Consider the following 18541-nt stretch of genomic DNA (forward strand, 5'->3'; position numbering starts at 1 on the left):
TCAATAATTATTCTGCTGCTTCGCCTTCCGCGAATTCATGAATGAGTTCGCGAACATCGTCGCGCATATCATCGCGCGCAAGCGCGAATGACATGGTCGCCTTAAGAAAGCCGATCTTGTTGCCGCAATCAAAGCGACGGCCTTCAAAACGGTATCCATAGAACGGAACGTGACCGATCATGGCTGCCAGCGCGTCGGTAAGCTGGATTTCATTGCCAGCCCCGCGCGGGATGTTTTCGAGAACTTCGAAAATACCCGGATCAAGGATATAGCGCCCGATTGCCGACAAGGTTGACGGCGCATCTTCGGGTTTCGGTTTTTCAACCATGCCGCATGCACTGACCAGACGGCCATTGGTGCCTTCGACTTCCAGAACGCCATAGCGCTGGGTCTCTTCGCGCGGCACGTCCATTACGGCAACCATGTTGCCACCGGTCCGGCCATAACTTTCGACCATCTGTTTCATGCATGGCGTTTTGGCCTGGATAAGGTCATCTGCCAGAAGAACGACAAACGGCTCGTCCCCGACCAGAGACTTGGCACACAGAACCGCATGACCAAGACCAAGCGGATTACCCTGACGGGTATAGGTCACACGACCGTTTTCCGGGATCATGGCAAGTGCTGTTTCCAGCGCGTCGGTTTTTCCGCGTTCGGTCAGGATGGCTTCAAGTTCGGCGGAACGGTCAAAATGGTCTTCAATTGCCGTTTTGCCGCGACCGGTCACAAAGATGAATTCTTCAATGCCTGCGGCGATGGCCTCTTCAACAGCGTATTGGATAAGGGGCTTATCAACAACGGGCAGCATTTCCTTGGGCATGGCCTTGGTTGCTGGCAAAAAACGGGTTCCCATACCTGCAACCGGGAAAACAGCCTTCTTGATCTTTCTCGACATTCACAACTTCCCTTTTCAACCGCTGCACGCCCCTTCGTTCAGAAAGTGCAGGCAAATATGCTTCTGCCACATTTCAAGAACATCTATCAAGCGAGCGCACCAATAATTCACGCTAATCTTTACATAGCCGTAACAAAAGGCTTCGCGCGGTGTTGATTTGTGCAGCCAGATAGTCTGATCCCCCATGATCGGGGTGGACCGCCTTGATCTGGATCTTGTAAGCCCGATTAATTTCCGCGCGGGTGGCATTGGCCCCTACACCAAGGATTCGTCGAGCTTCATCTGCAGTCATGTCCGCCGTGCTGGCACTTTCGTTATTGCCCTGGCTTCTTTTGCCATTGTTGCGGTCGTTTCCCCTGAAATGCGCATCGTGATCGCCATGATCTCTCTGTGGCCATTCCCGCCAACCCGAACAATCGGGCCGACGATCAAAATAGGCTTCCAGAACCGTCCGGCTTTGGTCCGTTGCACGACAACAGTCAACAAAAAGCAACTGCAGGTCGTCAACCCCCAAGCTGTCTAAATCTTTTCCGGCAAAGGATCCGGTCAACACCGTTCCCTTCATTTGTCCGGTTTCAAGATCAAGCAGCATATGCAAAATTTCCGTGCGAATTTCAGATATTCCACCAACACCACCGGTATTGGCAGATCCTCCGCCCATCTGTCCCGGACGCGCCCGGCGCCGGTAATGGGCAAAGGCCCGACGAAACAATGGCCATAAAAAACCGAGTTTCATCATCCGCACCAAAAATGGCATTGTTACGGCCAAAGCTGCTGACATTGCGGCAATTTTACCGGTCAAAAGTAGCCAGATTGCAAGCAAGACCAGAAGCCCTACAATCAGGAACAGACCAATTTTGCGGACATCTTTCGGCTCGGCCTCAGCCAGCCAGCGGATCAGAAACCCGACAGCAACAAAGACCGCAATACCGATTAAAACCCACTGCATCAGGAACGTTTCCGCAATTGATGGCCAAGCATCAGGACATCATCAGACCCGGTTTTCTTCTGATACAAAGACAAACCGTCGTGCCCGCCGACCGCATAGCTTGCCACCGCGCCAAGCAATTTGCGAAGCTTTGCAGCAGAATGCGCATCAAACTGCATGAAGGCGCCACCCGTAATACGGGCAATTTCACCAAAGGCGAAACTGGCATCGCGGTCATTTCCTTCCTGGAACATGAAGGCCTTTACCCCCTTTAACGCCAGACGCCCGGCAATCGGCGCCAAATGGTCCGGGTTTTCTTCGATGCAGTCACCGACATAAATCAGGGCATTTATTTTGTGGGTGTCCGCTTCACGTTCGACATGGGCAAGAACACGCTCGATCTGGGTATGTCCGGCATGGCAGCTGACCTTTGAAATGTAGTTGCGCAGTGTGCCGGCATTGCGACACCACCCGCTTGCCTTGCATTCAGACAGACCGCGAAAGAACACAAGCTGAATATCAAGTGCGCCGATGCCATCCACCGCGTCAAACATTTCGGCCTGAATTTCCGCCGCCCGGTCCCAGCTTGGCTGGCGGCTAGCAGTTGCATCCATGGCAAAGATCAGTCGCCCCTGCGACGGACCCGATGCCGGTGCATGCACAGCAAGATCACGCGCATTCTTAAGGAAGTCATCGACTTCCCTGCTACTTGACGTGTCAGGGATAATATCTTTGCGGCTCACGGTGACCTGCCTGCTTTATATGTCGTTTGGACTGTGTCGGGTCCATCAAGATATAGGCCGCAGGCGGTCAGATCGGCAACTCTTCGCCCTCTGCCGGTTTGAAGCCGATCACTTCGAGCAACGATCGCACTTCCTGACGGGCAGCCATATGGGACATGCTCATCGGGATACCGACACCTTTTTCCCGCAGGTCCAGCAATGTTAGCCCCTTGAGAAACAGCTCGCGGTAAATGACACGTTCCCCGAAGCCCGGCGCCTGACGGAACCGGATGCGGTCGGCAAGCTTTTCGACAATTTCGGCGATATCGCGCTTGTTACGGGCATCAAGATGGGACAACCGGTTGCGCATGACGATCCAGTCAATGGTCCCGCCATCAATCGCCGCCCGGCGTTTGCGCGCATCCCACACCATTTCGGCATAGATGCTGGGCCCCTTGATCGCCAGACTGTCGGGATCAATCCGCGCAAGCATGTCCAGATCGATGAAGCTGTCATTGATCGGTGTAATCAATGTGTCGGCACAGGCATGGGCAAGACGCGACAGATAATTGTCACTGCCCGGGCAATCCATGACCACGAAATTGCAGCTCAGAACCATTTCGCCCAACGCGGTCGTAAAGCGTTCGCGTTCGTCAAGCTTGGCCTCGTTGGCATCAGGAAGTTCGCTGCGATAGATCGGGCGATGATCGGGCACCGGAAGCTTCAGACGCTTTTTCTCATTGAATGCCGTGCGGTTTTCGACATAACGCGTCAGGGTCCCCTGACGGGCATCGATATCAAGCGATCCGACCTTGAACCCCATCTTCATCAGGGAAACAATCAGATGCATCGCCGTGGTCGACTTGCCTGATCCCCCTTTTTCGTTCCCGATCACGATCACATGGGCGCGGTTGGACTGCGGTTGTTTGTCCGTCGCAGTCTGTTGGCCTGCGCTGTCCCCGTTGGCGCTGGTCTCTTGCACCGTCATGAATGTCTGCTCCGTTATTCAGGCTTATTGGTTGTGTCCCCAATGACCAATCACCCCAATGAGCCACTTTATCAGTAAAAATCAAGGTAAAAGAAACTCATCTCGACAATGTCGAACGACTGACCACTAGCCAATCCTTATGCACAAAGGTAAAGATAAGGGTAGCACAGCGCAAAAATGCGCCTGAAAACAAAATGAAAGGACGCGATGTGAGGTATCGGGCGGCGGTGTTTGGCGCCATATTTGCCAGCTTGGCGATTTCTGTGCCGCATGTGGCATCAGCCCAACAGGCCGGTGCATTTGAACAGATTCCCGCCGATCAAAGCCCCGTTAACTTTACAACACAGCTGGATGGCCAGACAGCCTTCCTGCGTCAGTATCGCGACAACAGCACGGTTTTTGTGGGTCGATGGTTCGCACCGCGCACCCCGAAGGAGCCGCAAACAGCCGCAAGCGACCTTTATCTCGAAACCGTTTACACGACATCCGCACCCGGTTTCCGGTTCAGCACCGCCATGGCACCGGACCGTCTGCTTGACATGTTTGACGCTCTAAAGGACCGCACCGCCATCAATGGCAAGGGCTTTGTCCAGGATACGCGCTATGGTCCGGTTGCACTGACGCCATTTGTCCGTCAGGGGTCACAATGCGTGGCCTTTGTCGGTCAGTGGGATCCGCAAACCCAGACACAGCGTGGCAGCCGTATTCTTGGCTATTACTGCACCCCCGGCCTTGTCCAGGCCCAGGCAGGCGTGGTTTCACCGCAAAATGCATTGCCGATGATCGACGCCCAGCAATTCGCCGCCGCGTTGTTTGGCAGACTGATGATCGAACTTCCGGAAAACTCGCCAGCCACTGCCGAAGTGGCCCCGTCCGTTGATGCCGATCAGCCGGCCGGAACCACGACACCGCCACCGACAGATGGCATCCGGATCACAACCAACTGGCAAGGCGTTCGGGGCACAGGCATGCTGCGTTTTGATCAGCCATCCGGCGAAGGCACCATGATCCTTGATGACGACCAGCGCCATTGCGAAGGTATCTGGCGCCACGAAGGCGGCGCATATCAGACCGGAACTTTGCCGTTCGGCAGCTGGTATGTTTACTGCAATGACAGCAGCTTTGCCCGCGGACATTACACCAGTGAAAGTGCGGCGACCGTTACCGGTGACGGACAGGACAACCAGGGACAGGCTGTTTATTTCCGTCAGGCAAACTGACCAGACACACATCATTCAAATTTCCGCCCCAACGAAACGACAGAATATGACCGCAGATATCCAAACAATCGTCATTGGCGCCGGCGTCGTCGGACTGGCTTGTGCCCGTTCTCTTGCCAATACCGGCCGTGAAGTTCTGATCATTGAACAGCATGATGCAATCGGCACGGAAACAAGTGCCCGCAACAGCGAAGTCATTCATGCCGGGATCTATTACCCGAAGGACAGCCTGAAAGCCAAACTGTGCATTTCCGGCAAGGAAATGCTGTATCGCTACTGCGCGGAAAATGGCATCGATCACAAACGCACAGGAAAACTGATCGTTGCCACCGCCAATGACCAGCTTGATGCGCTTGGTGCAATTGAAAAAAAGGCCCGTGAAAATGGCGTGATGGACCTTGTCTGGCTTAGTCAGGAAGAAGCCCTTGAACGTGAACCCGCCCTGAATTGCGTCGGTGCCCTTCACAGCCCGTCCACCGGCATCGTTGATTCGCATCAGCTGATGGTGACGTTGCTGGGCGAAGCGGAAAACAACGGTGCCACGCTAGCCCTCAATACAAAGGTCACATCGGTTGATCACGCAAACGGGCTTTACACGGTGACGACCCGTGATGCCGATGGCGAAGAAATGAGCCTGACCTGCGCCGAACTGGTGGTGGCGGGCGGATTGCACAGCCAGACGGTTGGTCGCAGCTTTGCCGGTTTGCCATCCGACACTGTTCCGCCACAACATTATGCGCGTGGATGCTACTTTACCCTGTCGGGCAAGGCCCCCTTTTCCACCCTGATCTATCCGGCACCTGAACAGGCCGGTCTTGGTATTCATCTGACACTTGATCTGGGTGGACAGGCGCGGTTTGGTCCGGATGTCACCTGGGTTGATCAGCCAAATTACGATGTCCCCGAGGAACGCCGGTCTGCCTTTGCCGAGGCCATCCGCAAATACTATCCTGATCTCAATGAAGATGCCCTTCAGACCGGTTATGCCGGGGTTCGCCCCAAAATTCAGGCCCCCGGCGAAGCCGCCCGCGACTTCATGATCGCCGATGAAAAGGTCCATGGTCTTAATGGACTTGTAATGCTCTATGGTATTGAATCACCCGGACTGACTGCGTCACTTGCGATCGGTGCCCGGGTAACCGACCTGATGACACAAAAAGGCGACCTCCAAGCGGCATCGTGAAGCCATTTTGGGTAACCAGCGACGGGTAAAGAATGGGAAAAGCACGCCAGAAAAATTCGGTTCGCACACAGGACAGGGCATTGCTGCCAGAGGGCCGGCATCCTTCATCCACCATGTCGCGACGCCGTTTTCTTGCAAGAAGCATGTTGGGACTTGGCAGCGCCTTGATCGCGTCAAGCCCGCTTGCCCTTCATGCCCAGCAACTTGAACCATTTACCATCGCGCCGAACAGTCTGAGTTCCGGCCGCGGATCCGGGATTGATACCGGAAAGCCGAAAGTCGAATTCACCGACGAGATGCGTGACTATGTGATTGCCATCAGTCGTTGGGCAAAAAGCTATCGCAGCGACTTTTCGATTGTCGCGATGAACGGGCTTGAGCTGACCGAATATCTGGAAACCACCCTGTTTGCCGCCCGCGGCACCGCAGAACCCGCACGCGATTATTTGCGCGCCCTTGACGGCATCCTGACCGAAGCACCGTTTTTCGGTTATGACAATTACGGCGAACCGACCGAGGACGAGGAAAGCAAATATATCCTCGGCTACCTTGAACGGCTGAAATATGAAGGCCTGAAATATCTGGTCGTTGATTATACCGACAAACTCGGTGATATGCAGACCGCACGCCAACGGCTTTCGGGGCTGGACGCCCTTTATTATGCTGCCCCGCCACCGGGCATGCAGCTTTCAAGTCTTGCGAAGGTCCCAAGTACACCGATCAATTCCAACCCGCATGTGGTCGACAATCTGCGTCAGGCCAAAAACTTTGCCATGGTTCTGGACAGCTCGCCATATGGCACCAAAGACGCCTATATCAATGCGCTGGCCCAGACCAATTACGACACGCTGATCATTGATCCGTTCCATCGGGGAACCATCCCGCTGACCTATGATGACATGAAGCGCCTGCGCTACAAAAAGACCGGCACACCGCGCACTATCATGGCCTATATCAATGTCGCGACGGCGGAAACATATCGCTATTACTGGCAAAGCAACTGGCGCGCCGGTTCTCCGGACTTTGTCGGCGAAGGCAACCTTCTGGCCCGCTGGGGTCAGGAACATCACGTCTATTACTGGAAACGTGAATGGCAAAGCCTGATTTATGGCAGCGAGAACAGTTATCTTGGCGGCATCATGAAGCTGGGCTTTGACGGCGCCCTGCTTGGGGGTCTTGATGAATACGCCTGGTGGCTTGATTACTGATCCCGTTCTACCGAAAAACGACCTTCACGCATAAATGATCGTATCGTCGTGCCTTCGCGACGACTGGCATTTGACGTCCTTGGCGGGCTTGGGCACTGTAGGGCATTGATAAAATATAATCTGCCTTGCAGAAACAGGAGGCCAACTTGTCCGAACCGATCATCCATTACTTTTTCGTCCAGTCGCCCTGGTCGTTTTTCGGTTTTCGCCGCGCCGTCGACATTGCCAAAAAACATGGTGTCGACATCATTCACAAGCCCTGCCGCGCGGCAGATGTCTGGGAACATGGTGGCGGCGTGCCCCTGGCAAAACGCCCGAAACCGCGTCAGGATTACCGCCTGGTAGAACTTAAACGCTGGTCGGAATTTCTTGATCTTCCCATCAATCTGCACCCCAAATTCTTCCCGGTCGACGAAACCTTGGCCGCGCGGACCATCATTGCAGTCCAGGAAGACGGCAAGGATGTCGCAGACCTGACCGAAACCCTGATGGGCGACATCTGGCTTCGTGAACGCGACGTTACCGATCCGGCTGTTATTCGCGATGCGCTTTCGGCAAGCGGGCTGTCACTGGAATATCTTGAGAATGCCGACCTTCCGGAAATTGCCCGGATTTACGATGACAATTGCCAGACCGCGCGCGATCGCAACATCTTTGGTGTTCCGACCTATTTCGTTGGCAATGAAATGTTCTGGGGACAGGACCGGCTTGATTTCGTTGACCGCGCCCTTGGCTAAGTCCCGGGCTTGATCGCCTGCGAAAACATCATCCACAAACGAACGGGGCGGGAAAATTTCCCGCCCCGTTCGTTTGGTTTTTGATCAGATCAGCAACCAGATTTCTTGTCCCCTCAGACAAGGCGTTTGACGTGATCGACAACAAATCCGTCAGACGACGGATAGGTGTTTTCGATCATGGCAAGGGCCTTCATCTCGTCGCAGGCTGCAACTTCACGGGTTTGCACATCCGCCCAGCGGTCGTCAAAGATATCGTGGGAACGGTTTTCCTTGACGCATTCGCGAACGGCCTGGTTGTGCAATTCAACTTCGAAAACGGTCTGGCGATGGTCTGTGAATGCAGACATTTCCGCCGATCTCCTTACTTTTTTGTCCGGCGGCGCCGCCCAGACGCCGTCGTGTCCTGAACCGGGAATCTCAACCACAAGATACCCAACCATCAGCTTACGTTTCGTGCCTTAACGAGCCGTAAATTGTCCGGTTAATTCGTATTTCACGGTTAATTGCTCCGGTTTCAAGTGCGATTTTGTCATAGCTGCATCTCCGTCAAACGCCCGGTCAGCGGTGATCAGCGCGCATAGCACGCAAAAAATCGAGACTGGAAAATTGATTGCCACAAATGCAGCTACAATACCGACCGGATCGCGTTTTTTGTGCGCGATTTCCGATCAAAAAGAATCATATTCCGCCCCCAAATGGGTCACTTCCGCGCGCCGACAACATGCTGCAGCGCACAGGTCGCGAAATAATATTTCAAAGCAAATGCGCAATGATCATAAAATTCCACGCCATCATCACGCCCCAACCGAAACGTTCTTTTTTGGCTGTTCGATGAATTTGAAATTGATCGGATCGGCAATGCATCAAACATAAAAGAATAAGCAGGCATCAGCCTGCACCAGAACAATGATGCTGCCAGGAGGCTGCAATAGGATGAACGTCTTTTCCGATACCGCATTTGATGGCCATGAACAGGTCGTGTTTGCCAGTGACGAAACCACTGGCCTGAAAACCATCATTGCCGTCCACAATACCAATCTTGGTCCGTCGCTTGGCGGTTGCCGCATGTGGCCCTATGCCAGCGAACAGGAAGCCATTCATGATGTGCTTCGCCTGTCGCGCGGCATGACGTACAAGTCAGCCCTTGCCAACCTTCCGCTTGGCGGCGGCAAATCCGTGATCATTGGCGACCCGCGCAGCCAGAAGACACCGGAACTGTTCCGCGCCATGGGCCGCGCTGTTGAACAGGTGGGCGGGCGTTATATCGTCGCCGAAGACGTCGGCACCAGCCCCGAAGACATGGAACAGATCGCAAGCCAGACCAAACATGTCGGCGGCATCAATGACGGCTCCGACCCGGCCCGCACCGGTGATCCATCCCCGTTCACGGCCTATGGCGTGTTCATTGGCTTGAAAGAAGCCGCGCGCTTCAAATTCGGCAGCGATGATCTGACCGGATTGCGGGTTGCCGTTCAGGGCCTTGGCCATGTCGGCTATCACCTGTGTCAGATGCTCCATGATGCGGGGGCCAAGCTGATTGTCGCAGACCTGAACAATAACAGCGTCACCGCCGCGGTTAATGCCTTTGGCGCCACCGCCGTTTCGGTCGACGATATCCTTGCCACCGAGGCCGATATTCTTGCGCCTTGTGCGCTGGGCGGGGTGATCAATGACAAGACCATCGAAAAATTGCGGGTCGGCATCATCGCCGGTGCCGCAAACAATCAGCTCGAACATGACCGCCATGGTGACATGTTGCGCGAAGCCGGCATTCTTTATGCTCCTGATTACGTCATCAATGCCGGCGGTGTGGTAGAAGTCCACTATTGCCGCGAAGGCAAGCCGGTGGCCGAAACCAACAAACATATCGAAGGCATTGCGATCACGGTGCGCGAAATCTTTGAACGCGCCAAACAGCAAAACCTGTCGACCGGCTTTGTCGCCGACCGCCTGGCTGAAGAACGTTTTGGTCTGACCCGCAGGGCGGCCTGATCCAGGTAGAACCGTCTGGATCAAACAGGACAAGCCAAAAAGGCGAAGCTGTATATGCTTCGCCTTTTTAATATAACGATTTGATCAGGCGACCTTACTCCGCCGCGATTGGTGCGACGTTCGCGGTTACGGCTGCTGCATCATCGCAATCACAATTGCCGCATGTTTTTGCCTGCAGCAATTCGGCGCGCATGTGACAGGCGCATTTGCCGCATTGTGGGGCACAGCCATGAAAACGGAAAACTTCTGCCGGACGCGAAGCACCGCCTTCTTCGGCGGCACGGCGGACGTCCTTTTCCCTTAGCGCGTTGCAGATGCAGACATACATAAGTGCGATTGCAATCAGTTATTAATTACGTGCACTCACATCTAAGGTAACTGCGAATAGTTTTCAAACACTTTCGCAAGTTTCAGCGACAAAAAAATTCCCCGCAGGGTTTAATCTCTGCGGGGAATTTTCGAAAAACTGTTTACTTACAGTAAGATCAGGCAACGCTTACGTGGCTGACCACGCGCGATACACCTTTGATCCGGCGCACGATCGAAAGCACCTTATTGAGCTCCTCATCGGTCTGCGCTTCGCCCATGATATAGACGACATTCTGCACGGCCTGCCAACGATAGTTGACGGAACTCACACCTTTTTCGGCCAATAACAATGCCTTAATCTGGCCTTCGATCCAGACGTCGGAAACGGACTGGGTGGCCGAATCCGCCGGCACGGCATTTTTGCCATACTGGTCTTCGGCACGGTGATAGGCATCGATGGTTTCCTGATCGGCAATCACCAGATGATCATAGACCGTCTTGATGCGGTTATCCTGTTTGACCAGCGACATCACATCGTAATATTTGCCCTTTGAATCAACCATGCCGGTGACCATGACATTCTGTTTCCAGATGTCGATATTCACATCCATCAGATAGGTGTGATCCACTTTGGAAAACTCGCCAAGGATGCCTGACTTGATCTGGGTATCAAGCCACTGGTCGTTACCCGTGCGGTCTTCAAGCGGCATTTGAAGCGGTCCACAAGCAGCAAGCGGCGCTGCCAAAACTGCACAGACCGAAAGCGTCTTCATCACACTGCGCCAGCCTCGGTTAACCTTGATCATCAATGTTCTCCTTTTCATGCCTGCCCGGCATGGGTTCAAAAATATCGGGCGATCCGAATGTGTCGCGATCCGTCATCCATTCTGAACAAACGCGACAAATCCTGATCTGTTCCTGTTTTAAAAGCCTGCTGCATCAAATCTGGTTCACCTTGTCCGGCTTCAGTCGGCCGGTTGTCCAGTGGTTCACACCACCGGTCCGGCCTTGTCCCTGCTGGCCTTCGTTTGATTTCAAACAGGGGCCGATATCGCGCAAAGTGGATCAGAATTAACGCAACGTGCTTTTGGCTCTTTCATCTATTGCAGTGAATTTTGACAAAAAAAAGCCCGCCGCAAATGCGCAGGGCCGCATAGTACATAAAATAAAATGAATGAAAGAAAAATGGACCGGAATTTTCATCCCGGTCCATGCATCTGCCACCATCGCAGGTGGATCAGTTTTCATCCATCGACATCAGCGACGCATTGCCACCAGCCGCCGTGGTATTGATGGTGATGGTCTTTTCCGTGGCAAAGCGATGCAGGAAGGCTTCATCAGGAAGCGCACCGTCATCTTCGGCACCGCTATCGGAAATCAGCGACAGGATCGCGCCATCGCGCTTTGCCAGAAGCTGTTTGAAGGCCGTAACCCGATCCAGCGGCGCGACACAGGACACACCGGCAATCGCCCCGTCATACATCGCGCCAAGGCCGGTATTGGTACCAACCGATTTGACCAGATTGTCAGGCAATCCGGCATCGATCACCAGAGCCGGAATATCGCCAAGCCACTTCTGATCACCGGCCAGAATAACCGCGTTACCAGCGGCGAGTGCGGCACCAAGATGGCGGATCACGCGGACGGGTTCGGCATTTTTGTCGACCTGCACCAGATAGACACCGCGACCAAGGCAATAAAGGTCGTTGGTTTCACCGGTCGGGCCGGGCATCCGTTTGGGTGCGACGAAACCGTTTTCGGAAACCGCTGCGAAATTGGCGATGTGATGCGCACCGGCGACAAGTTCGGCCTTGCCCGAAGCCGTCAGCTTTGCCGCAAGCTTTTCAAGAATGCGTACCCGTTCGTTGCCATCAACAGCCTGCCAGGTTTCCTGCGCACCCAGTATGGCGGCATATTCGTCAGACGGAATGACATCTTTGACGATAATCGGTGAACGGTCATCAAAACCGGCTTCCTGATCGGCATTCCCGGTGACGGCAATCGGCTTGGCAAAGCGTTCGACATAGTGCGGACCACCGGCCTTGGGCCCGGTTCCGGATTTGCCCTGCCCGCCGAACGGCTGAACACCGACCACCGCACCGATCATGTTGCGGTTCACATAGCAGTTGCCAACCCGCAATTTCTGCGAAATCTGACGCACGGTGCCATCAATACGGGAATGAATTCCCATGGTCAGGCCATAGCCCGATGCATTGATCTGATCGAGAACCTTGTCAAGATCACGCGCCTTGTATCGGATCACATGCACGACCGGACCAAAGACTTCGCGTTCAAGAACATCAAGCGACGGAATTTCAAAGCAATGCGGGGCAAAGAATGTGCCACCCTTGCATTCCGGCAGAACATCACAGGCATGAAGCAGCTTGGCTTCCTTTTTCATGCGTTCGGCATGCGCTTCAAGGGTCTTGCGGGATTTTTCGTCAATCACCGGACCGACATCGATATCAAGGAATTTCGGATCGCCGACCCGCAATTCCTTCATCGCGCCAACCAGCATGTGGCACAGCTTGTCTGCGATATCTTCCTGAACAAACAGGACACGCAGGGCCGAGCAACGCTGCCCTGCCGACTGGAAGCCGGAAATGATCGCGTCCTGCACCACCTGTTCGGGCAAGGCGGTCGAATCAACGATCATGGCATTCTGACCACCGGTTTCCGCAATCAGCGGCAATGGAACGCCCGGACGTTTGGCAAGCGCCTGGTTGATCACCTGTGCGGTTTCGGTCGACCCGGTAAAGGCCACACCGGCGATCCGCGGATCATTGATCAGTTGGTTACCAATAACGCGTCCCGGACCGGGAAGCAGATTGAACGCTGCACCGGGAATTCCGGCTTCAAGAATCAGCTCGGCGGCGCGGGCCGCAACCAGTGATGTCTGTTCGGCCGGCTTGGCAATAACGGCATTCCCCGCGGCAAGGGCCGCAGTCACCTGCCCAAGGAAGATCGCAAGCGGGAAGTTCCACGGGCTGATACAGACGAACACGCCGCGTCCTTCAAGAACCGTTCCCTCGCGGAAGGTTTCCTCGGCCCGGTTTGCGTAATAGCGGCAGAAATCAACCGCTTCGCGCACTTCGGCAACGCCATCGGAATAAAGCTTGCCTGCTTCGCGCTGACACAGGGCGATGAACTCGTCCATATTGTCTTCAAGCAGATCCCCCAGACGACGCAGCGCATTCGCCCGCTCAGATGCCGGTGTCTTGTTCCAGATTTCATAGCCCTTGACCGCCGCCGCAACGGCGGCATCAACATCGGCTTCTGTGGCCTGAACAAGGTCACCGACCTTTTCGCCAAGTTTCGCCGGATTGACGACATCAATCGGCGTACCCGCAACCAGCTTGCCATCAATCAACGGCGCAGCCGACCAGGTCTTGCGCTGGAATTCTGCAAGCTTGGCATTCAGCGGAAGCAGCTTGTTGGTATCGGTCAGATCAATACCGCGCGAATTGACGCGGCCCGCCCCATATAGATCAACCGGTGCGGGGATCTTCGGATGGGTCTTGCGCGGAAGTGCCGCCATCTTTTCGATCGGATCGGCGATCATTTCCTCGATCGGAAGCTGCTCGTCCTGGATACGGTTCACGAAGCTTGTATTTGCACCGTTTTCAAGCAGACGACGCACCAGATAGGCCAGAAGGTCTTCATGGGTGCCGACCGGGGCATAAACGCGGCACGGGACGTTTTCGCCGTCCTTGTCGACGATCTGCTCATAAAGGGCTTCGCCCATGCCATGCAGGCGCTGGAATTCAAAGGTGCGGTCATTGCCCGCCATTTCAAGGATCGAGGCAACGGTATGGGCATTGTGGCTTGCGAACTGGCAATAGAATGCATCACGACGCGACAGCATCAGCTTTGCACAGGCCAGATAGGAAACGTCGGTTGATGCCTTGCGCGTGAAGCAGGGATAACCTTCAAACCCGTTTTCCTGACTGAATTTGACTTCGGTATCCCAATAGGCGCCCTTCACCAGGCGCACCATCATTTTGCGGCCCACCTTGACCGACAGATCAGCAAGCCATTCCAGAACGTAATAGGCCCGTTTCTGATAGGCCTGCACGGCAAGACCATATCCTTCCCAGCCATCAAGTTCCGGGTCGGCAAACACCGCCCCGATCACATCAAGCGACAGGTCAAGACGGTTGGCTTCCTCGGCATCGACGGTAAAGCCGATGTCATATTTCTTGGCCAGCAACGCCAGTTGTTTCAGGCGCGGCGTCAATTCATTCATGACGCGGTCATAATTGGCAAAATCATAGCGCGGGTGGATCGCCGAGAGCTTTACCGAAATACCCGGGCTGTCGATCGGACCGCGACCATTGGCAACCCGACCGATATCATTGATCGCGTCTTCATATGCCTTGTAGTACCGATCGGCGTCTTCCATGGTGCGGGCCGCTTCGCCCAGCATATCATAGGAATAGCGATAACCCTTTTCCTCGTTCGCCTTGGCACGTTCGGCGGCCTCATCAATGGTGCGGCCCATCACGAACTGGCGGCCCATGATGCGCATGGCCTGATTGAAGGCCTTGCGAATGACCGGCTCGCCCGATCGTGCGATCATGCGTTTAAGCAAACGGCCCGGATCGGCCTTTTCCGCCTTGCCAAATTTGATGACCTTCCCGGTCAGCATCAGCCCCCAGGTCGACGCATTGACAAAGAAACTGTCGGAATGACCCAGATGGCTTTGCCAGTCCGCATCAAACAGTTTGTCCTGAATAAGTTTATCGGCGGTAACGGCATCTGGCACGCGCAGCAATGCTTCGGCCAGACACATCAGAATGACGCCTTCCTTGCTCGACAATTCATATTCATGGAGCAACGCATCAATGCCGCTTTTGCCATTGTCGGCCTTGCGAACATTGGCGACCAGCTGATAGGCGCGTGACTGAACGCGTGCGGTCTGTTCGGGGGACAGGCGCGCCTTTTCGATCAGGCGTTCGACGGCAGCTTCTTCGTCCGCGCGATACGCATCACGGATCTGCTGGCGGATATCGTTGGGTTGGGGCAATTCAGCGCGGAACATGTTGTTCGACCTCTCCCTGGTATTATTGACTTTGACGGGTCGCAAAACAGCACAAAGCACTGCTTTTTGAGCCTGATGGCACCTCTATGGCCTCAGACATTAGTATTTCACCCTAAAAATGTGCTGCCATTTTTCCGTAAAATACGATATATCATCCAAACAATTCGCCTTTGTGCAGTCACAAACACTGGTAAGACATTCGATATGCAGAAGAACCAAAAGAGTCTCGACAAGATCGACAAGCAGATCCTGCGTGAACTTCAAAATGACGGACGCATGTCCAATGTCGAGCTGTCCCGTCGCGTCAATCTTAGCCCGACGCCGTGCCTTGAACGCGTGCGCCGCCTTGAACAGCACGGGTTTATCACCGGCTATATGGCAACGCTTGACCCGCGCAAGCTGAACCAGTCGCTGGTTGTGTTTGTCGAAATCACCCTGGACCGCACAACCCCGGATGTTTTTGATGTCTTTGCCGCAGCCATCCGCAAGCTGCCGGAAATCGAGGAATGCCACATGGTGGCGGGCGGATTTGATTATCTTGCCAAACTTCGGGTTGAAGACATGTATGCCTATCGCGAGTTCCTTGAACGGCTGTCCTCGGTTCAGGGCGTCAGCCAGACTCATACATATGTCGTGATGGAAGAAGTAAAAGTCCGCCCGGGCATCACGATCCCCTGATCTGCTGTTTTTTGGTTGCTTTGCAATAGCTTAATGCCGCACTATCGAACAAAGACAAACAGGATGAAAACCTGTTTGGGTTGGTTATTGCCCAAAACAAAGCAAACAGATCAGGTGCAGGAATATGTCCGAAGTCAGCTTCTATTTCGATTTCTCCTCACCCTATGGTTACCTCGCTGCCGAGCGGATGGAAGAATTCGAATCGCGGGTTGGCGTTACGGTCATCTGGCGCCCCTTCATGATCGGTGCTGCGTTTAAGCAAACCGGGCAAAGTCCGCTTCTGAGCCAGCCGATTCGTGGCAAATATTTCCGCCATGACATGGAACGCTGTGCACGCCTGCAAGGCACACCGTTCAACATTCCGCAAAACTTCCCCTATTCCGCGCTCGTACCGACGCGTGCGTTTTATTGGCTTGAATCACGCTCACCATCACTGGCGCGCCGCTTTGCCAAAGATATCTATCGCGGCTATTTCGCCGACGGGCTTGATATGGCCAATCCGGAAAATGTTTTTGCCGCTGCCACCCGCCATTCAATCAATCCCGGTGAAATGCGCCAGGCCGTCGAATCGCCGCGCTGGAAACAGCGCACCCGCGAAATAACCGACGAAGCCATCGCCATGGGGGCGTTCGGATCCCCGTTCTTCTTCTATGAGGACGAGCCGTTTTTCGGAAATGATCGCCTCGATCAGCTTGAACAGTGGATTTCACTGCGCCGAAGCACGAGCGACAGTTAATCCAGCCCACCCGAATTTCCCGATTTAAAATTGGCCCCGTCACCACTGGATTTTGCAAAATCCGGGGCAACATTGATATGGCGGATCAAACTTCATCATTGCAGCGCAATGTAATGACAAACCAAAAACCCGCGGAAAACTGCGGATAACCGATGTGCGCATTGTATATATACAATTCCGGTACTAAAATACCGATTTAATATTGACGCTTACGTAAACTTACCCCATAACAACCTCATGAACGCCAACCCATCGGGCGACGGATTGCCCATAACAAACGGTGCAGACGGACAATGACGGTACTGAAATCTGCGGTGAATTCCCGCTCGGAAGAATTCCGCAACAATGCCGAACACATGGAAAAACTGGTGGCTGACCTGCGTGAACAGATCGCCGCAGTCAAACTTGGCGGCGGGGAACGCGCGCGCGAACGTCACACCAGCCGCGGAAAGCTTTTGCCGCGTGAACGCATTCGCCAGCTTCTTGATATCGGATCGCCATTTCTTGAACTTTCCCAACTTGCCGCACATGGCATGTATGGGGACGAGGATGTGCCGGCTGCCGGCATCATTACCGGCATTGGCCGGGTGTCGGGTGTTGAATGCGTCATTGTCGCCAACGATGCGACGGTCAAGGGGGGCTCCTATTACCCGATGACCGTCAAAAAGCACCTTCGCGCCCAGGAAATTGCACTCGAAAACAATCTGCCCTGCATATATCTGGTCGATAGCGGCGGTGCCAACCTGCCCCGTCAGGATGATGTATTCCCGGATCGCGATCATTTCGGGCGCATCTTCTTTAATCAGGCTACCATGTCCTCCAAGGGCATCCCGCAGATCGCCGTGGTCATGGGGTCCTGCACGGCGGGCGGTGCCTATGTCCCGGCCATGTCCGATGAAAGCATCATCGTTCGCAAACAGGGTACGATTTTCCTGGGTGGTCCGCCGTTGGTGAAGGCCGCGACCGGCGAAGTCGTTTCTGCCGAAGACCTTGGCGGTGCGGACGTTCATTGCAAAACATCGGGTGTTACCGACCATTATGCACAGGATGACAATCACGCGCTGTCGATTGCCCGCGACATTGTCAAAAACCTGAACTGGACAACGAACCCCGGCCTGACTTTGACCGAACCCCGCGCCCCGGCCTACGACCCGCGCGAAATTTATGGCGTGGTGCCGACCGACACCAAGAAACCCTATGACGTGCGCGAAATCATCGCGCGCATCGTGGACGGTTCGGAATTTGATGAATTCAAGGCCCAGTACGGCACGACCCTTGTGACCGGCTTTGCCCGTATCTTTGGCTATCCGGTCGGGATCATTGCCAATAACGGCATCCTGTTTTCCGAAAGCGCCCTTAAAGGGGCGCATTTCATCGAACTGTGTGCCCAGCGCGGCATTCCGCTGGTGTTCCTGCAAAACATCACCGGCTTTATGATCGGCCGCAAATATGAAAGCGGCGGCATTGCCAAGGATGGGGCAAAGCTTGTGACCGCCGTTGCCACCGCCAATGTGCCGAAATTCACCGTCCTGATCGGCGGATCGTTCGGGGCTGGCAACTATGGCATGTGCGGGCGCGCCTATAGCCCGCGTTTCCTGTGGATGTGGCCAAATGCCCGCATCTCGGTGATGGGCGGCGAACAGGCGGCAAATGTTCTGACCCAAATTCGTGCCGATGCAGCCGAAAAGCGCGGTGAGACCTGGCCCGAAGCAGAACAGGAAGCCTTCAAGGCCCCGATCCGCGACCAATACGAAGAACAGGGCCACCCCTATTACGCGTCGGCGCGTCTGTGGGATGATGGCGTGATTGATCCGGCTGACACCCGCATGGTTCTTGGCCTTGGCCTGTCGACAGCCCTTAACAAACCGGTCGAAGAAACCCGGTTTGGCGTCTTTAGGATGTGA

Annotated in this window: 16 protein-coding genes; 8 read left to right on the top strand and 8 right to left on the bottom strand. The window is 54.6% G+C overall.

Annotation, left to right across the window (positions count from 1 at the left end; all coding sequences use genetic code 11):
- Nucleotides 1-7: 7 nt before the first annotated feature.
- From galU to AUQ42_RS08115, 4 genes are all read right to left on the bottom strand, one after another.
- Nucleotides 8-895 (bottom strand): UTP--glucose-1-phosphate uridylyltransferase GalU, encoded by an 888-nt coding sequence (galU, locus tag AUQ42_RS08100; protein WP_068518570.1) that lies wholly within the window; start codon nucleotides 893-895, stop codon nucleotides 8-10.
- Nucleotides 896-1007: 112 nt separating this feature from the next.
- Nucleotides 1008-1844, bottom strand: coding sequence for a molecular chaperone DnaJ (locus AUQ42_RS08105; RefSeq protein ID WP_068518571.1), 837 nt, complete (start codon nucleotides 1842-1844; stop codon nucleotides 1008-1010).
- A complete protein-coding gene (locus AUQ42_RS08110) occupies nucleotides 1844-2566 on the bottom strand; it encodes a hypothetical protein (protein WP_068518572.1) in 723 nt (240 codons plus the stop codon). The genes AUQ42_RS08105 and AUQ42_RS08110 overlap by 1 nt, the downstream gene beginning before the upstream one ends.
- Before the next feature lie 67 nt (nucleotides 2567-2633).
- Nucleotides 2634-3533 carry a division plane positioning ATPase MipZ gene (locus AUQ42_RS08115; protein WP_068518573.1) on the bottom strand — a complete coding sequence of 300 codons (900 nt, stop codon included), beginning with the start codon at nucleotides 3531-3533 and terminating at the stop codon, nucleotides 2634-2636.
- A gap of 194 nt (nucleotides 3534-3727) precedes the next feature.
- On the opposite strand from AUQ42_RS08115, the gene AUQ42_RS08120 reads away from it, so the two are divergent.
- From AUQ42_RS08120 to AUQ42_RS08135, 4 genes are all read left to right on the top strand, one after another.
- The gene (locus AUQ42_RS08120) at nucleotides 3728-4753 is read left to right on the top strand and encodes a hypothetical protein (RefSeq protein ID WP_231856711.1); all 1026 of its coding nucleotides are present in this window, start codon (nucleotides 3728-3730) and stop codon (nucleotides 4751-4753) included.
- Nucleotides 4754-4799: 46 nt separating this feature from the next.
- The gene (locus tag AUQ42_RS08125; protein ID WP_068518574.1) at nucleotides 4800-5936 is read left to right on the top strand and encodes an NAD(P)/FAD-dependent oxidoreductase; all 1137 of its coding nucleotides are present in this window, start codon (nucleotides 4800-4802) and stop codon (nucleotides 5934-5936) included.
- A 113-nt stretch (nucleotides 5937-6049) separates the two neighbouring features.
- On the top strand, nucleotides 6050-7144 hold the full coding sequence (locus tag AUQ42_RS08130; protein WP_231856712.1) for a hypothetical protein: 1095 nt from the start codon (nucleotides 6050-6052) through the stop codon (nucleotides 7142-7144).
- Nucleotides 7145-7290: 146 nt separating this feature from the next.
- Nucleotides 7291-7881, top strand: a complete 591-nt coding sequence (locus tag AUQ42_RS08135; RefSeq protein ID WP_068518735.1) for a 2-hydroxychromene-2-carboxylate isomerase — start codon at nucleotides 7291-7293, stop codon at nucleotides 7879-7881.
- Nucleotides 7882-7994: 113 nt separating this feature from the next.
- Here AUQ42_RS08135 and AUQ42_RS08140 read toward each other — a convergent pair whose 3' ends face one another.
- Nucleotides 7995-8228 (bottom strand): hypothetical protein, encoded by a 234-nt coding sequence (locus tag AUQ42_RS08140; protein ID WP_068518736.1) that lies wholly within the window; start codon nucleotides 8226-8228, stop codon nucleotides 7995-7997.
- Between the two features lie 586 nt (nucleotides 8229-8814).
- Between AUQ42_RS08140 and AUQ42_RS08145 the strand changes: the two genes are divergently transcribed.
- Complete coding sequence (locus tag AUQ42_RS08145) at nucleotides 8815-9873, top strand: Glu/Leu/Phe/Val dehydrogenase dimerization domain-containing protein (protein ID WP_068518576.1); 1059 nt, start codon at nucleotides 8815-8817, stop codon at nucleotides 9871-9873.
- Between the two features lie 94 nt (nucleotides 9874-9967).
- Here the strand turns inward: AUQ42_RS08145 and AUQ42_RS08150 are convergent, their stop codons facing one another.
- From AUQ42_RS08150 to putA, 3 genes are all read right to left on the bottom strand, one after another.
- The gene (locus tag AUQ42_RS08150) at nucleotides 9968-10201 is read right to left on the bottom strand and encodes a bacterioferritin-associated ferredoxin (RefSeq protein WP_068518577.1); all 234 of its coding nucleotides are present in this window, start codon (nucleotides 10199-10201) and stop codon (nucleotides 9968-9970) included.
- Between the two features lie 157 nt (nucleotides 10202-10358).
- On the bottom strand, nucleotides 10359-10988 hold the full coding sequence (locus AUQ42_RS08155) for a BON domain-containing protein (protein ID WP_068518578.1): 630 nt from the start codon (nucleotides 10986-10988) through the stop codon (nucleotides 10359-10361).
- Between the two features lie 431 nt (nucleotides 10989-11419).
- Nucleotides 11420-15223: a bifunctional proline dehydrogenase/L-glutamate gamma-semialdehyde dehydrogenase PutA gene (putA, locus tag AUQ42_RS08165; RefSeq protein WP_068518580.1), complete on the bottom strand. Its 3804-nt coding sequence runs from the start codon at nucleotides 15221-15223 to the stop codon at nucleotides 11420-11422.
- Nucleotides 15224-15427: 204 nt separating this feature from the next.
- On the opposite strand from putA, the gene AUQ42_RS08170 reads away from it, so the two are divergent.
- The 3 genes from AUQ42_RS08170 to AUQ42_RS08180 all read left to right on the top strand — a co-directional run bounded on the left by AUQ42_RS08170 (nucleotide 15428) and on the right by AUQ42_RS08180 (nucleotide 18541).
- Complete coding sequence (locus AUQ42_RS08170; RefSeq protein ID WP_068518581.1) at nucleotides 15428-15901, top strand: Lrp/AsnC ligand binding domain-containing protein; 474 nt, start codon at nucleotides 15428-15430, stop codon at nucleotides 15899-15901.
- Nucleotides 15902-16025: 124 nt separating this feature from the next.
- On the top strand, nucleotides 16026-16637 hold the full coding sequence (locus AUQ42_RS08175) for a 2-hydroxychromene-2-carboxylate isomerase (protein WP_068518582.1): 612 nt from the start codon (nucleotides 16026-16028) through the stop codon (nucleotides 16635-16637).
- A gap of 293 nt (nucleotides 16638-16930) precedes the next feature.
- Nucleotides 16931-18541 carry a carboxyl transferase domain-containing protein gene (locus tag AUQ42_RS08180; RefSeq protein ID WP_068518583.1) on the top strand — a complete coding sequence of 537 codons (1611 nt, stop codon included), beginning with the start codon at nucleotides 16931-16933 and terminating at the stop codon, nucleotides 18539-18541.

The sequence above is a fragment of the Thalassospira sp. MCCC 1A02491 genome, assembly GCF_001613785.1.
Classification (GTDB): domain Bacteria; phylum Pseudomonadota; class Alphaproteobacteria; order Rhodospirillales; family Thalassospiraceae; genus Thalassospira; species Thalassospira povalilytica.

Bases quoted from the DNA above. Each gene is read 5' to 3' on its own strand.
- AUQ42_RS08140 (WP_068518736.1), bottom strand. From the start codon at position 8,228: ATGTCTGCATTCACAGACCATCGCCAGACCGTTTTCGAAGTTGAATTG.
- AUQ42_RS08145 (WP_068518576.1), top strand. From the start codon at position 8,815: ATGAACGTCTTTTCCGATACCGCATTTGATGGCCATGAACAGGTCGTG.
- putA (WP_068518580.1), bottom strand. From the start codon at position 15,223: ATGTTCCGCGCTGAATTGCCCCAACCCAACGATATCCGCCAGCAGATC.
- AUQ42_RS08115 (WP_068518573.1), bottom strand. From the start codon at position 3,533: ATGACGGTGCAAGAGACCAGCGCCAACGGGGACAGCGCAGGCCAACAG.
- AUQ42_RS08155 (WP_068518578.1), bottom strand. From the start codon at position 10,988: ATGATCAAGGTTAACCGAGGCTGGCGCAGTGTGATGAAGACGCTTTCG.
- galU (WP_068518570.1), bottom strand. From the start codon at position 895: ATGTCGAGAAAGATCAAGAAGGCTGTTTTCCCGGTTGCAGGTATGGGA.
- AUQ42_RS08120 (WP_231856711.1), top strand. From the start codon at position 3,728: ATGAAAGGACGCGATGTGAGGTATCGGGCGGCGGTGTTTGGCGCCATA.
- AUQ42_RS08175 (WP_068518582.1), top strand. From the start codon at position 16,026: ATGTCCGAAGTCAGCTTCTATTTCGATTTCTCCTCACCCTATGGTTAC.
- AUQ42_RS08180 (WP_068518583.1), top strand. From the start codon at position 16,931: ATGACGGTACTGAAATCTGCGGTGAATTCCCGCTCGGAAGAATTCCGC.
- AUQ42_RS08150 (WP_068518577.1), bottom strand. From the start codon at position 10,201: ATGTATGTCTGCATCTGCAACGCGCTAAGGGAAAAGGACGTCCGCCGT.
- AUQ42_RS08125 (WP_068518574.1), top strand. From the start codon at position 4,800: ATGACCGCAGATATCCAAACAATCGTCATTGGCGCCGGCGTCGTCGGA.
- AUQ42_RS08105 (WP_068518571.1), bottom strand. From the start codon at position 1,844: ATGCAGTGGGTTTTAATCGGTATTGCGGTCTTTGTTGCTGTCGGGTTT.
- AUQ42_RS08130 (WP_231856712.1), top strand. From the start codon at position 6,050: ATGTCGCGACGCCGTTTTCTTGCAAGAAGCATGTTGGGACTTGGCAGC.
- AUQ42_RS08170 (WP_068518581.1), top strand. From the start codon at position 15,428: ATGCAGAAGAACCAAAAGAGTCTCGACAAGATCGACAAGCAGATCCTG.